We start from the raw sequence: 14,061 nt of genomic DNA, 5'->3' as shown, positions 1-14,061 counted from the left end.
AGATGACGCGAATTCTGCTCTCCCCGGACAAGTTCAAGGGCTCGCTGTCGGCGGCGGACGTTGCTCGGGCGCTGGCATCGGGGATTCTCTCGGTCGATTCGTCGCTCGAGACGGTGTGCCTGCCCGTCGCCGATGGGGGTGACGGCACCGTCGATGCTGCCGTCGCCGCCGGGTGGGACCGAGCGGCGGTGACGTGCACGGGCCCGACCGGTGAACCGGTCGAGACGTCGTACGCTCGGCGTGGTGATACGGCCGTCGTCGAACTCGCGTCGGCGGTTGGGCTCGAGCTGCTGCCGGGTGGGCGATCGGATGCATTGGGAGCCAGCACGTTCGGATTGGGTACGGTGATCGCGCATGCACTGGAGGCAGGTGCCGGCCGTATCGTTATCGGGCTCGGGGGCAGCGCTTCCACCGACGGCGGTGCGGGAATGCTCACGGCACTGGGTGCGCGCATCCTCGATGCCGACGGCAACGACGTTCCGCTCGGTGGCGGTGCCCTGCGCGGCGCGGTCCAGCTGGATCTGAGCGGCTTGTTGCCGTCGGCTCGGAACGCGATGTTCGAGTTGGCCTGCGATGTCGACAATCCGTTGCTCGGTGTCACCGGAGCCGCAGCGGTGTACGGCCCACAGAAGGGTGCCGGACCGCAGGAGCTGCTGTACCTCGAACACGGGATGCGACAGTGGGCGCATCTGGTGCGCAACGCAATCGGGCGGGACGTCAGCGGCATTGCTGGCACCGGGGCGGCCGGCGGCACGGCGTTCGGAGCCATCGCTGTACTCGGAGCGGTGGCAAAGCCCGGTATCGAGACCGTCCTCGAGCTGATCGACTTCGGTAGCGCTGTGGCGTCGGCCGATCTGGTCATCACCGGTGAAGGTTCGCTGGACGAGCAGAGCCTGCACGGGAAGGCCCCGATCGGTGTCGCGCAGGCCGCACGTGCAGCGGGTGTTCCGGTGATCACCGTGGCGGGTCGCAGCGTCATCGGTCTCGATCGGTTGCGCCCCTACGGAATCACCGCCTCCTATGCACTGTCCGACGTGGAGCCGGACCCACGAATCTCGATACGCGATGCCGCCAGGTTGTTGCACGAGGTCGGCCGAACCATGGCCACCACACACATTTTGGAAGGAACTTCATGACCGGAACCGATTTCACCACGCTGACCGATCTTGCTTCTCGGGCGCTCGGCGGCAGCGTCTCCGCGGCGAACGACGAGTTGTTCGCCCAGCGCGAGAACCTGATCAGGCCCGACGCCCCGCTGTTCGATCCCGCGGACTTCGGCCACAAGGGAAAGGTGTACGACGGGTGGGAAACTCGTCGTCGTCGCGACGAAGGTGGTCACGACTGGGCGATCGTGCGACTGGGCTCGCCGGGCATCGTGCACGGCGTCGTGGTCGACACCGCTCATTTCACCGGCAACTACCCGCCGTTCGTGTCCATCGAGGCCGCGTCGATCGAGGGTTACCCGTCCATCGAGGATGTGCTGAAGGCAGATTGGCACACCATCGTCGACAAGTCCCCCGCAGCCGGTGACACCGCGAACACGTACGCGGTAGCCGATCGACACCGGTGGACGCATGTGCGCCTGTCGATCTACCCCGACGGCGGAGTTGCGCGATTCCGCGTGCACGGACAGGTTGTACAGGATCCACGGTTCCTCGCCGGCACTGTCGATCTGCTCGCGGCCGAGAACGGCGCGCGGCTCACCGACTGCTCCGATGCGTTCTACTCCTCACCCGCCAACATCATCCTCCCCGGGCGGGCCCGCAACATGGGTGAAGGCTGGGAGAATTCGCGTCGACGCAACGGCGGCAACGACTTTGCCGTATTCGCGCTCGCCTCCCCCGGTGCCCCGCGCCACGTGGAGGTCGATACGAGCTACTACGTCGGTAACGCACCGGGGTGGATCCGACTCACTGCCATCGATTCTCGTCGCCGACACATCACGGACCCGACGGCGTGGAGCGAGATTCTGCCCCGCACCGCCGTTCAACCGGATACCCGTCACCGCTTCCTGCTGAACGAGTCCGACGCATACACGCACCTGCGGCTGGACGTGTACCCCGATGGTGGACTGTCCCGGTTGCGCCTGTTCGGTGAACTCGACGCCGAAGCCCTCGATGCGGCGGATGTCGCGTGGAGGTCCTCGGAGCTGCAGAGTGTCTCCAGTGCAGTCTGATCTGGTCGTTCGCGCTGCTCGTGCGGTGATCGGTGGACAGGAGGTCGCGGCGTCGATTTCTGTCCGGGACGGTCGGATCGTGGCTATCGATTCCTACGATTTGGATGCTTCGGCGGCTGCTGCGACGGTGGTCGAGCTCGGGCCGGACGAGGTGTTACTGCCCGGCCTGGTCGATACCCACGTTCACGTGAACGAGCCGGGGCGCACGGAGTGGGAGGGGTTTGCCAGCGCTACCCGGGCGGCCGCGGCGGGCGGCATCACGACCATCGTCGACATGCCGCTCAACAGCATCCCGCCGACGGTCGACGTCGCCGCGTTGGAGATCAAGCGTCGGGTGGCGGCGGATCAGTCGGTGGTGAACGTCGGATTCTGGGGCGGGGCCGTGCCGGGGAATCTCCATCAGCTTCGTCCACTGCACGATGCGGGTGTCTTCGGTTTCAAGTGCTTCCTGCTCGCGTCGGGAGTGGACGAGTTTCCGCCGCTGACGCTGCCAGAGTTGGAGAAGGCTCTGATCGAGATCGCGTCGTTCGACGGGCTGATGATCGTGCACGCCGAGAACGCCGAGGTGATCGCCGAGGCACCGGCGGCGACAGGCCGTGAGTACTCGGGTTTCTTGGAATCGCGCCCGCGTGCCGCCGAGAACCGTGCCATCGAGCAGGTGATCGAGTTGTCTCGTCTGACGGGGTGTCGGGTGCATATTCTGCATCTGTCGAGTGCCGATGCGTTGCCGATGATCGCGGCGGCGAAGCGGGACGGGGTGCGGCTGACCGTCGAAACCTGCCCGCACTACCTGTGTTTCGATGCCGAGGCCGTCCCGGCGGGCGCGACGCAGTTCAAGTGTTGCCCGCCGATTCGCGAGGCCGGTAACCGAGAGTTGTTGTGGCAGGGTCTTCTCGACGGCACGATCGACACCATCGTCACCGACCACTCCCCTTGCACTCCGGATCTGAAGAGGTTCGACACCGGAGACTTCGGTGACGCGTGGGGTGGGATCGCGTCGCTGCAGGTGTCACTGGCTGCGGTGTGGACCGAGGCACGTGCCCGTGGGTTCGCGCTGACCGACATCGTGCGGTGGATGGCAACGAACACCGCCGATCAGGTAGGTATGGTCGACCGTGGTCGCATCGAAATCGGCAGTGCTGCAGACCTTGTGGTGTTCGCACCCGACGAGAAATTCACCGTGGACGTGGACCGGCTGTACCACCGAAACCCGGTGACTGCCTACGATCGACTGGGCTTGTCGGGTGTGGTGCGACGGTCGTGGATCGCGGGGTCGGAATCCTCGACCGGGTGTCTGCTGGTGCGCGCCTAGAACGGCGGTGCTGCCGTGTCGTCTGTCTCGGGTTGTTCGTTGTCGGGTGGGTTCGGTGGGTCTGGGTAGGCGATGATGCCGGACCGTCTGGGTTTGGTGGGGATGTGTGGTCTCAGGTCGTTGCCGAGGTTGGGGACGGCTGTGCCGTTGGCGGGCAGAGTGATTCGGGTGGTCTTCGAGATGGAGGTCCACAGTATCGCTCCGCCGGGGAGCATGACTGCTGTCCAGTAGCCGGCGGTTTTGACTGTGTGGTGGTATTCGCAGAGGCATTGAAGGTTGTTGACGGTGGTCCAGCCGCCGCCGAGTGGGTTGGTGTGGTCGAAGGCGGTGATGTGGTCGAGTTGGCAGCGTGCGGCGGGACGGTGGCAGCCGGGGAAGCGGCAGTGTCGGTCGCGGAGTCGGACTGCTGCGGTCGTCAGGGTGTCGGGCCGGTAGATCAGGGCTCGGTCGGTCAGCGGGTCGCGTGCGACGGACTTTCCGAGGGTGGGGTCGGCGGCGATGGCGGCTTCGAGTGCTGCGGCGAGGGAGGCATTGCCGAGATAGATACCTGAAGGTGTGCGGCCTGCAGTGTGGATCGTCGGTTGGTTGCGCCGGATTGCGGAGGGCAGGTCGAGGGCAGAGCTGTGCCGTGTGCCTCGGCCGACGGGGGTGTGGGTGCAGAACAGAGCTGCGGCGGAGGTCAGTGATCCCAGCCGACGCGAGTGTGGGTTGTCGCTGGCGGCGGCGGCAGTTCCTGGTGTCGGTGTTTCGGCTGACGTCGGACCGGATCCTGCAGAGCCCGATGTCGTGGAGCCGGATGGTGTTGTGGACGAGCGTGATTCCGAACAGCTCGGTGCGATATCAGGTGCCGGCGATGTCCGTGGCCCAGGTGATTGCGATGCTGTCGCGGATTCAGACGATGCGGTTGCCTCTGGGGCGGTGTGAGACTTTGCCGCCGCTGACGGGTCGGTCACCGGTGACCCTGCACGTGTTGGTGCGTGCTTCCGCACAGGATCGGCGGCACCCTCGTCAGGAGTTGCCGACGGGTCGGTCGCAGAGATGGGCGCGGCCTCGTCGGCCTCGTCGGCCTCACCGTTTTCCCCGACATCGTCTGTCTCGTCGACCTCATCTGCCGGTGCCGCTGGTGCCGCTGGTGCCGGTGTCTCCGGTGCAGGTGAACTGGACGAGGTTGATTCGGTCGGGGAGTCAGCCTCCCTACCCGGATCCGTAGCCGACACGCTTCCTTCATCAGCATCAGCATCAGCATCAGCATCAGCAGCCGCGGGGGTATCTGTAGCCGCATCGGCATCGGCATCAGCACCGGCAGTCGCGTCTGTGTCGGCCTGCGTCTTAGTTGCCATTTCGGGTCCTGTTGCAGCACCTGCCTTCTCGTCGCCGGTGCGTCGTTCCCATTCCCCGGTTTCCGGGTTCTGCACCGCCAGTCCCAGTTTCTCTGCGAGGGTGACTGCTTCGGTGAGCAGGATTTGCCACTGACTGTTACGGGCGAGTTCCTGCGCGAGGTCGGGGTCTATCGATCCGTGACCGGACAGGTACGCCGGGTTCGCCAGTAGCCCGAGGAGAGTGCCGATATCGACGGTAACCATCGTGAGCGGCACCCGCCGATCGGGCAACACCGCATCGTTTTTTGGGCAGTCCTCGCATTGGCACAGGCATGCCAGTCGGGGTTCACCGTGCATCCGGGCCATGAATGCATCACACAAGCGATCTTGCTTACCGCGGGGATCTTTCGGACACAGGGTGTCGGCCATCTCCTCGAGCAGTTGCCAGGCGGCGGCGGCTTCGGGTGCGGTCAATTCCGCTCTAATGCGGGCGAGTTCGCCGGCGGGGCTGTAGGTGATGGTCCGGAATTTCTTCGCGAACTCCCGTAGTGCTGCGGCTTCCTCGGGTGCGACACGGAGCAGGATGTCCCAGATCTCCTGCTCAAGGGGACCCGGTGACGACCGGCGGGCTGCTTCGACGATCTCGTCTTCGACCAACGTGAGGATCTGGTCGGGGAGGTTGTCGAGGATTCGGCACACCGTCCGTACTCGGGGGAGGTCGATCTCCCCGGACTCGAACGCGGTCTTCACCAGAGGGAGCCGGGTGTGCAGGGCAACGCCGACGGACACATACCCCTCGGCGACGGTGGCCGAGCAACCCAACGCCACTGCCATTTCGGTGCGTCCGTATCGGCTGTAGTGCTTGTGTTTGGTGTCGCGGGTGATCCAGTCACAGTGCACGCGATAGCAGGCGGTGATCTTGCGAGAAGCTTGACGGTTTTCTGCGCGTGCGGCGGCGGTCAACGCCTCCAACGACACGGTCGGTACTGCACCCATCTTTTTCACCCCCCGGTGAGCCGAAACAAGAACGCCTGTTCGAACTGAAAGAAGCGTAACTCGACCCACCGACAAGAACTATGAACGGAATCGTAAGCAGGGTGATTTTCCCTCTGAACTGCGACTATCGATTGCTGTGGGCTCGAGAATCAATGTGAATCTTGGCTGTGTCCGAAGAGCCTGTCCCACCGTTCATCAATCAAGAACACCGGGAGAATGGCGGCCAGAATCGCTCCGTTGGCTGCGGGGAGGTAACTCCCTCCGACGAGTGACGCCATGGATCCGAGTGTGAAGAAGGCGAGCGCCATGCGAGGAAGCAGCCAGGTGGGCTTGCGGCCAGTGTGGCGGACTCCGAACGCAACGGCCGCGCCCACGGAGGCAAGGATTGCCACATGCGCGAGTACCCGGCCGACATCGGATGTGTCGAAAACCTGGACCGTGGCCATCACAGCCATGGTGCCGAGAAGGACAACGCTCAACAGGTTCAGTCGTCGATACCGAGGTAGGTCGCGAATCAACTGAATCCCTTCACGTCAGAGCGGTGGACATTCCGCATCCAGGGTAGTTACGCGTACTTCGCATCCGCCGCCGCCCCGTCGTGGTGAATCGGACCGGCCGTACGTGTCAGTGGCAACGCACTACCCCCACGTCGCACGGCCACGAACTCCGCCGCGATGGCCAGCGCAGTTTCCTCCGGAGTCCTCGCCCCCAAGTCCAGGCCGATCGGCGACTTCAAGCGTGCGAGCTCCTGCTCGGTCAATCCGACGTCGCGCAACCGTGCCGAGCGATCGTCGTGAGTCCTGCGCGATCCCATAGCCCCCACGAATGCGACGGGCAGTCGCAACGCCACTTCGAGTAGCGGCACATCGAATTTGGCGTCGTGGGTGAGTACGCAGATCACCGTCCGTGCATCGACACTCGTCCGCGATAGGTAGCTGTGCGGCCACTCTGCGACCACGTCGTCGGCGTCGGGAAACCGTGCAGCTGTGGCGAATACGGGCCGCGCGTCGCAGACCGTCACGTGGTAGCCGAGGAACTTGCCCACGCGGGCGAGCGCCCCGGCGTAGTCGATGGCCCCGAAGATCAGCAGGCGCGGTGCGGTGGCGTACGACTGCACGAACATGTCTAGATCCGGCCGGCACCGCACCGAACGGATGCCGGTACCGCCGGAGTCCAGCATCGCCAGCGCCTCGCCGACAACCACTGCGTCGACGTCCGAAAGACCGGTCGTACCCATTGTGGCCGAGGACGAGACCGCGAGTGACTGGCCGGTGCCGTCGAGCATCGTCACCGTGGCCACCGCAGCATCCGACGCGATGGCCGCGAGCACGGACCGCGGAGGACCGAGGCGTACGAACACTTCGATCACTCCACCGCAGGTCAAACCGACCGCAAAAGCATCGATATCGCTGTAGCCGAACGACTCTCGCCTGGACTCGCCGGTCTCGAGTACCTGCAGGCACAATTCGTAGACCGCGCCTTCGACGCAGCCACCGGAGACGCTTCCGACGGCCTCTCCATCGGCGCAGACCGCCATCGCGGCACCCGGAAGCCGTGGAGCACTTCCGGATACCGCGATGACCGTCGCCACCGCATAGGGAGCACCTGCGTGGTCCCAGGCCATCAGACGATCGACGATCTCCTTCACGTTACGAGATTCCCAACGCTTCTTCGATGGGGTGCAGGGCGAAGTAAATCAGGAAGATGCCCGACATCAGATACAGCAGCCAATGCGTCTGGCGTGCTTTGCCTTTGGCGAGACGAACGAGGGTGTACGAGATGACACCCGCCGCGACTCCCACGGTGATCGAGTAGGTGAAGGGCATCAGCACGATCGTCAGGAAGGCCGGTATCGCGATTTCGGTGTTCTCCCAATTGATCTTGCGCACATGCGTCATCATCAGTGCGCCCACCAGAACCAGTGCCGGTGCCGCTGCGCCTACGGGGACAACCCCGGCCAACGGGGTGAAGAAAATCAGACTCGTCAGCAGTCCTCCGGTGACGACGCTGGCAAGACCGGTTCGGGCACCTTCGGTGACGCCTGCCGCGGACTCGACGACGGCGGTGTTGGCAGATCCGTTGATCGCGCCACCGACGATGGCACCGATGCCGTCGACAGTGAGGATGCGGCTCAACCCCGGCATCCTGCCCTGCTTGTCGACCAGGCCTGCTTCCTCGCCGACGCCCAGGATGGTGCCCATGGCGTCGAAGAATCCCGAGAGCACGAGCGTGAACAGCACCACCGAGGCCGTCACGACACCTGCCCGAGCAAATCCGCCGAACAGGTCGACGTTGAACAAAAGGTCGAATTGCGGTGTGGCGACGATGGAATCGGGCACTTTCGGTACGACGGGTCCCCACGCCTCCGGCGCGATGTCGAACACCGAGTTCAGGATGATCGCCAGATTGGTGGCCACGAAGATGCCGATCAGCATCGCTCCCGGCACTTTCCGAACGAACAGCATGATCATCAGGATCAGGCCGACGCAGAACACGAACACCGGCCACCCGGCGAGCTTGCCGAACGTGCCGAGGGTGACCGCGGTTGCTGCGGACTCGTGGTGTCCGACGAACCCGGCATCGACCAAGCCGATGAGCGCGATGAATGCACCGATCCCGACGCCGATCGCCTGCTTCAGAACGAGCGGTATCGCATCCATGATCAGTTGCCGAATGCCGGTGAGGGCGAACACGACGATGACGACGCCCTCGAGAACCACCAGCCCCATCGCCTGCGGCCAGGTCATGTACGGGGCCGCCTGGAACACCACGATGGGAGTCACCCCGAGTCCGGCCGCCATGGCGAGGGGCGCGTTTCCGACGACCCCCATCAGGATGGTCGTCAGACCGGCGGACAATGCCACCATGGTCGAGAGCTGAGCCGGGTCGAGCGTGGCCCCGGTGACGTCCCGAGCATCGCCGATGATCAGCGGTATGAGGACGATGAGGTACGCCATAGCCACGAATGTGGTGACGCCACCGCGGATCTCGCGAGAGACCGTGGAGCCCCGACCGGTGATGTCGAAGAACTTGTCGATCTGGGATCGACCTCGTCCGCTGTGACGAGTGCTGGTTGTGTGTACATCGGTCATGATCGGCCCTCCCAGGGCGTGATCAACCTTGTCCGGGTTTGCGACGGTGACCGTGCCGGGGGAGTTGGCGTCGGGTTCCGCTGTGCTGGAGAAGGTCTCATCGAATGAGTCAGGGGTTGATGATGTGTTCGGGTCGAACGGGCACTCGGGTCAATGCGAGTCCGGTGGCATTGCGGATGGCTGCGACGACGGCAGGCGTGGACGACAGCGTGGGTGGCTCGCCCGCACCGCGAAGGCCATAGGGTGCCAGGGGATCCGGGTTCTCGAGAATGTCCAGTTTCATGGGCGGCATGTCGAGAATCGTCGGAATGAGGTAGTCGGTGAACGACGGGTTCTTCACGAGGCCGTCGACGACGACGATCTCCTCCATCACCGCGAGACCGAGGCCCTGCGCTGTGCCGCCGTGGATCTGGCCTTCGAGCGACAGCCGGTTGAGGATCTTGCCGACGTCCTGCACGGCCGCCATCTCGACCACCTTCACCAGGCCGAGCTCGACGTCGACGTCCACCACTGCACGATGCACGCACAGAGCGAGCTGGGTGTGGCTTGCGCCCTGTCCGGTGACGGGATCCATTCCGCTGGTGGGGCGATGGTGGAATTCACGTGTCTGCTCGATGACCCGCTCGCCGAGCACATCCTCGATCGTCGCCAGCACACCGTCGGTCGCCGAGACGATCTTGCCGCCGTCGAGGCTCAGGTCGGCCACCGCACGCCCGAGGTACAGGCCGGCCAGGACGAACACCGCCTCGCGGACGGCCTCGCACGCGGTCTTGACGGCGCCGCCGGTCATGTACGACTGCCGCGATGCGGAGGAGGAGCCGGCATTGCCGACCTTGGTGTCGGCGGGATGGATGACCACGTTGGTGACGCCGAGCTCGGTGCGCGCGATCTGCGCCTCCAACGTCACCAGACCTTGACCCACCTCGGCAGCGGCGGTGTGCACCAATGCTGTTGCCTCGCCCCCGATCACCTCCAGCCGTACGCGCGCGGTGGAGTAGTCGTCGTAGTTCTCGGAGAAGCAGATGTTTTTGATGCCGACGCCGTATCCGATCCCGCGTACGACGCCTTCGCCGTGGGTGGTCTGCGACGCCCCGCCCGGCAGATTACGGATGTCCGACGCGTCCACTGGGGCAGGCAGTTCCATCGCCTCGGCTCGGGAGAGCATCTCGGCCAGTGGGGCAGGGGCTTCGATGACCTGGCCGGTCGCGAGGATCGATCCCTGGCTGACGGCGTTGATCTGCCGGATCGCCACGGGACCGATGCCGCAGGCCTCGCCGAGCTTGTCCATCATGGATTCGTACGCGAAACATGCTTGTACTGCGCCGAATCCACGCATCGCACCGCAGGGTGGATTGTTCGTGTACACCCCGTAGGCGTCGATCTCGATGTTGGGAATGATGTACGGTCCGACCCCGAGCGAGGCGGCATTGCCGACGACGTTCAAGGTGGCCGAGGTGTATGCGCCGCCGTCGAGGATGATCTCGACGTCCGCGAACACGAGTTTGCCGTCGCTGGTTGCACCGTACTCGTAGTGCATCTGCGCCGGGTGGCGGTGCACGTGGCCGAAGAACGATTCGTAGCGGTTGTAGACGATCTTGACCGGCTTGCCGGTGTGCATCGCGAGCATCGCCGCGTGGATCTGCATCGACAGGTCCTCGCGGCCACCGAACGCACCACCGACGCCGGCGAGCGTCATCCGGATCTTCTCCTCGGGCAGTCCGAGGCACGGACCGATCTGGGCCAGATCGTTGTGCATCCACTGGGTCGCGACATAGAGATCGATTCCGCCGTCCTCGGCCGGCACAGCCAGTCCCGATTCGGGTCCCAGGAATGCCTGATCCTGGATTCCGACGGCGAAGTCGCTGCTGACGATCACGTCCGCGGTGGCGCGGGCGGCAGCGACGTTGCCGACACGCACCGGCTGATGGCGCGCCACCCCGCCGCGTTCCTGCACCTTGGGGTAGTCCGGATCCAGTGCTGCGCGTCGAGCGTCGGTCAGGGGCTCGAGCACGTCGTAGACCACGACGATCTTCTCCATTGCACGCCGGGCAGTTTCGGGATGATCGGCGGCGATGAGTGCGATCGGTTCACCCTCGTGCCGCACCTCGTCGAAGGCCAGTACCGGCTGATCCCACGTGTGGTCGAGCCCGAAGCACTTGCGCCCCGGCACGTCGTCGTGGGTGAGTACCGCCTCGACGCCGGGTGTCGCCAGCGCCTTCGAGATGTCGACGGAGACGATCTTCGCGCGTGGGTGCGGGCTGCGGAGCGTTGCGCCCCACAGCATGCCGTCGATGAACAGGTCGGACGAATACGCGAACTCGCCCTTGACCTTCAGCGTGCCGTCGGGCCGTAGCGGGCTGTCGCCGACGCGGCCGCGTCCCGGTGCGGGGATGTCGGCGGGAGCTTGCCGGGGTGTAGTGGTCGGGGCGCTCACAGCACGTCCTCCGCGAGTGTCATCAGGCGACGGTGCGCATCGGCACCGGCGCGGCCTACCTCGTCCTGCGGTGCGCTGGTCAAGACGTCGTTCTCGACGATCGTCCGACCGCCGACCATCAACCGCGCGAGCGGTGGTGTCTGCCCGTACGCGAACGCAACGACGGGGTCGTCCACCGCCGAGTAGAAGCCGTCTGTTCGCCAGATCGCGATGTCGGCCAGCTTTCCGACCTCGAGCGAACCGATCTCGCTCTGACGACCGAGTACCGTTGCACCGCCCAGCGTTCCGATCTCGAGTGCCTGACGCGCCGTCAGCGCAGTCGGTCCGTACTTGGCGCGCTGCATGTACATCGCCTGCCGGACTTCGCCGGCCAGTGGCACCATTTCGGCCGAGGCCGAGCCGTCGACTCCGAGGCCGACGGGCGCGCCGGCGGCGAGCAGATCGGAAATACGGGCGATGCCTGCACCGAGCCGAGCGTTCGAGCTCGGGCAGTGCGCAGTACCGGTACCGGTGGCCGCCATCTTCGCGATATCGGAATCGTGCAGGTGTACCGCGTGCGCGAACCACACGTCGTCGCCCAGCCAGCCCACCTGCTCCATGTACTCGACCGGGGTGCAGTTCATCTGAGCGAGGCAGTGCTCTTCTTCATCCAGGGTCTCGGCCAGATGAGTATGCAGCCGAACACCTTTGGCGCGAGCAAGCCCAGCGGACTCCACGAGCAGCTCTTTACTGATGGAGAAAGGCGAACAGGGTGCGACCGCGATCCGGAGCATGGAACCGAAGGAGGCGTCGTGATAGGTGTCGATGGCCTCGGCGGTGGCGGTGAGGATGTCGTCGAGTGATTCGACAACCTCGTCCGGCGGCAGACCGCCGTCGGACACACCCCGGTCCATCGAGCCGCGGCACGGCTGGAATCGGACGCCGATGCGCTGTGCCGCGTCGATCTCGGCGGCGAACAGGTCGCCTCGGCCCTTGGGGAAGATGTAATGGTGATCGGTGCTGGTGGTGCAGCCCGATTTTGCCAGCCAACCGAGGCCGGCGGCGGCGGCTCCGCCGACGACCTCGGCGTCCATCTTGGACCACGGCTTGTACAGTGCGACAAGCCATTCGAAGAGGGTGTTGTCCTTGGCCAGGCCCTGGGACGCCCACTGGTACAGGTGGTGGTGGGTGTTGACGAGGCCGGGGGTGACGAGGCAGCCAGAGGCGTCGATCGTCTCGGCCCCGGCGATGATCGGTGCCGGGCCCGAACCGACAGCGGTGATCATCGTGCCCTCGACAACGAGGTAGCCGTTCGGGATTTCGTCACCGACGATCGGAGCGATGTACGCACCCGAGATCACCGTGGTCATATGGCTTCGGCCTTCCGAGTTGCTGCGAGGCGAACGGCGTCGAGAATCTTCTCGTATCCGGTACAGCGGCAGAGGTTTCCGGCGAGAGACTCACGAATCTCCACGTCCGACGGATTGGGTACACGTTCGATCAGGTCGTGAGCTTGAACCACGAGACCCGGTGTGCAGAAGCCGCACTGCACGGCTCCGCACTCGACGAACGCTTCTTGCATCGGATCCAGCTTGTCGCCGTCGGCGAGGCCTTCGACGGTACGAATCTCGCGGCCCTCGACCTGTCCGGCGGCCACCAGGCAGGCGCAGGCGGGGATGCCGTCGAGGTAGACGGTGCACGAACCGCATTCGCCCTGTTCGCACGCGTTCTTGGAGCCGGGGAGCCCCATGCGTTCACGCAGCAGGTAGAGCAGACTTTCGCCCTCCCAGACGTCGTCGGCTTCCATGTCTTTTCCGTTGATGGTGCAGTTGACTCGCATGTTCAGGCCACCTTCCGTGCGGCTGTGAGGTCTCGCCATGCCCAACCCAGTGTTCGCCGGGCCATCACGGACAGGGCGTGCTTGCGGTAATCGGCAGTGCCTCGTACGTCGTCGATGGGACTTGCTGCCGCACTGACCAATCGGCCGAATTCCTCCGACACCCGAGGATCGAGGGCGCCGTCCCACTCGAGTTCGGCCGCGAGGTAGTTCTCGGCATCGTAAGCCCGGCGCGGCGTCGGCGCAGCGGAGCCGAGACCGGTACCGATGCGACCCTCCTGCGGAAACAGTGCGATCGAGAACGAACAGACGGCGATGACCATCGCATTACGGGTGCCGATCTTCGAGAAGTACTGCGGTCCCGCTGCCGGCGCTACGTGAAACGCTCGGATGAGTTCGTCCGGCTGACAGGAATTACGTTTGACGCCGAGGTAGAACTCGGTCGCGGGGATCATGCGCACGCCGCGCTCGGCAGATTCGACCTCGACGGTCGCGCCCGCAGCGAGCAGTGGTGCATGCAGATCGCCTGCGGGGGACGCGCCCCCGAGGTTGCCTCCGACCGTGCCGCGATTGCGGATCTGCGGTGAGCCGACGGTGCGCGACGCCTGGGAAATGCCAGGAAGCGCGTCTCCGAGCTCGGCGATGATGCGGACGTACGGCACGCCTGCACCCACCCGGAGCGTTCCGTCGGGGAGCCGTTCCCATTCGGTGAGTTCGGTGATCGGGTTCAGATCCAGCAGTCCGCCCGGCCGGTGCAGGTCGAAGTTCATCTCGACCATGACGTCGGTGCCGCCCTGGATGGGCACCACGTCGACGTCGTCGGCCTTCGCGGCCAACGCGTCGCTCCAGGTCTGCGGTCGTAGAAATTCCATCGTGCTGCTCTCCGCTCACGTGTCTTTCGGTCGTGTTCACCCAG

General features: G+C 65.0%; 11 protein-coding genes. 3 read left to right on the top strand and 8 right to left on the bottom strand.

The genetic code is table 11. The annotated features are described in order from the left end of the window. Window positions 1–2: 2 nt before the first annotated feature. From MTX34_RS10215 to allB, 3 genes are read left to right on the top strand one after another with little or no spacing between them, the layout of a single operon-like run. Window positions 3–1,136 (top strand): glycerate kinase, encoded by a 1,134-nt coding sequence (locus tag MTX34_RS10215; protein ID WP_243609354.1) that lies wholly within the window; start codon window positions 3–5, stop codon window positions 1,134–1,136. Continuing rightward, complete coding sequence (alc, locus tag MTX34_RS10210) at window positions 1,133–2,176, top strand: allantoicase (protein ID WP_243609353.1); 1,044 nt, start codon at window positions 1,133–1,135, stop codon at window positions 2,174–2,176. The genes MTX34_RS10215 and alc overlap by 4 nt, the downstream gene beginning before the upstream one ends. Continuing rightward, complete coding sequence (gene allB / locus MTX34_RS10205) at window positions 2,127–3,488, top strand: allantoinase AllB (protein WP_243609352.1); 1,362 nt, start codon at window positions 2,127–2,129, stop codon at window positions 3,486–3,488. Before alc ends, allB begins: the two co-directional genes overlap by 50 nt. Here allB and MTX34_RS10200 read toward each other — a convergent pair. The 8 genes from MTX34_RS10200 to MTX34_RS10165 all read right to left on the bottom strand — a co-directional run bounded on the left by MTX34_RS10200 (window position 3,485) and on the right by MTX34_RS10165 (window position 14,017). Continuing rightward, window positions 3,485–5,803: an HNH endonuclease signature motif containing protein gene (locus MTX34_RS10200; RefSeq protein WP_243609351.1), complete on the bottom strand. Its 2,319-nt coding sequence runs from the start codon at window positions 5,801–5,803 to the stop codon at window positions 3,485–3,487. The two genes, allB and MTX34_RS10200, sit on opposite strands and share 4 nt — an antisense overlap. A 149-nt stretch (window positions 5,804–5,952) precedes the next feature. Continuing rightward, entirely contained in the window at window positions 5,953–6,282 is a 330-nt protein-coding gene (locus MTX34_RS10195) for a hypothetical protein (protein WP_243609350.1), read from the bottom strand. A gap of 86 nt (window positions 6,283–6,368) precedes the next feature. Further along, on the bottom strand, window positions 6,369–7,451 hold the full coding sequence (locus MTX34_RS10190) for an XdhC family protein (RefSeq protein WP_243609349.1): 1,083 nt from the start codon (window positions 7,449–7,451) through the stop codon (window positions 6,369–6,371). A 1-nt stretch (window position 7,452) separates the two neighbouring features. Continuing rightward, complete coding sequence (locus MTX34_RS10185; protein ID WP_243609348.1) at window positions 7,453–8,895, bottom strand: NCS2 family permease; 1,443 nt, start codon at window positions 8,893–8,895, stop codon at window positions 7,453–7,455. Window positions 8,896–9,004: 109 nt separating this feature from the next. Continuing rightward, complete coding sequence (locus MTX34_RS10180) at window positions 9,005–11,329, bottom strand: molybdopterin cofactor-binding domain-containing protein (RefSeq protein ID WP_243609347.1); 2,325 nt, start codon at window positions 11,327–11,329, stop codon at window positions 9,005–9,007. Continuing rightward, complete coding sequence (locus tag MTX34_RS10175; RefSeq protein ID WP_243609346.1) at window positions 11,326–12,678, bottom strand: 8-oxoguanine deaminase; 1,353 nt, start codon at window positions 12,676–12,678, stop codon at window positions 11,326–11,328. Before MTX34_RS10175 ends, MTX34_RS10180 begins: the two co-directional genes overlap by 4 nt. Beyond that, window positions 12,675–13,148 (bottom strand): (2Fe-2S)-binding protein, encoded by a 474-nt coding sequence (locus tag MTX34_RS10170; protein WP_243609345.1) that lies wholly within the window; start codon window positions 13,146–13,148, stop codon window positions 12,675–12,677. Before MTX34_RS10170 ends, MTX34_RS10175 begins: the two co-directional genes overlap by 4 nt. A 2-nt stretch (window positions 13,149–13,150) precedes the next feature. After that, a complete protein-coding gene (locus MTX34_RS10165) occupies window positions 13,151–14,017 on the bottom strand; it encodes a xanthine dehydrogenase family protein subunit M (RefSeq protein ID WP_243609344.1) in 867 nt (288 codons plus the stop codon). Between the last annotated feature and the right edge of the window lie 44 nt (window positions 14,018–14,061).

This window comes from Rhodococcus sp. ARC_M5 (genome assembly GCF_022810405.1).
Lineage (GTDB): Bacteria > Actinomycetota > Actinomycetes > Mycobacteriales > Mycobacteriaceae > Rhodococcoides > Rhodococcoides navarretei.
Note: the sequence above shows the minus strand (reverse complement) of the source record. Positions and strands in the feature narration are given on the sequence as shown.

Excerpts from the sequence above, each read along its gene's own strand:
- MTX34_RS10215 (WP_243609354.1), top strand. The coding sequence starts at position 3 with ATGACGCGAATTCTGCTCTCCCCGGACAAGTTCAAGGGCTCGCTGTCG.
- alc (WP_243609353.1), top strand. The coding sequence starts at position 1,133 with ATGACCGGAACCGATTTCACCACGCTGACCGATCTTGCTTCTCGGGCG.
- allB (WP_243609352.1), top strand. The coding sequence starts at position 2,127 with ATGTCGCGTGGAGGTCCTCGGAGCTGCAGAGTGTCTCCAGTGCAGTCT.
- MTX34_RS10200 (WP_243609351.1), bottom strand. The coding sequence starts at position 5,803 with ATGGGTGCAGTACCGACCGTGTCGTTGGAGGCGTTGACCGCCGCCGCA.
- MTX34_RS10185 (WP_243609348.1), bottom strand. The coding sequence starts at position 8,895 with ATGACCGATGTACACACAACCAGCACTCGTCACAGCGGACGAGGTCGA.
- MTX34_RS10175 (WP_243609346.1), bottom strand. The coding sequence starts at position 12,678 with ATGACCACGGTGATCTCGGGTGCGTACATCGCTCCGATCGTCGGTGAC.
- MTX34_RS10170 (WP_243609345.1), bottom strand. The coding sequence starts at position 13,148 with ATGCGAGTCAACTGCACCATCAACGGAAAAGACATGGAAGCCGACGAC.
- MTX34_RS10165 (WP_243609344.1), bottom strand. The coding sequence starts at position 14,017 with ATGGAATTTCTACGACCGCAGACCTGGAGCGACGCGTTGGCCGCGAAG.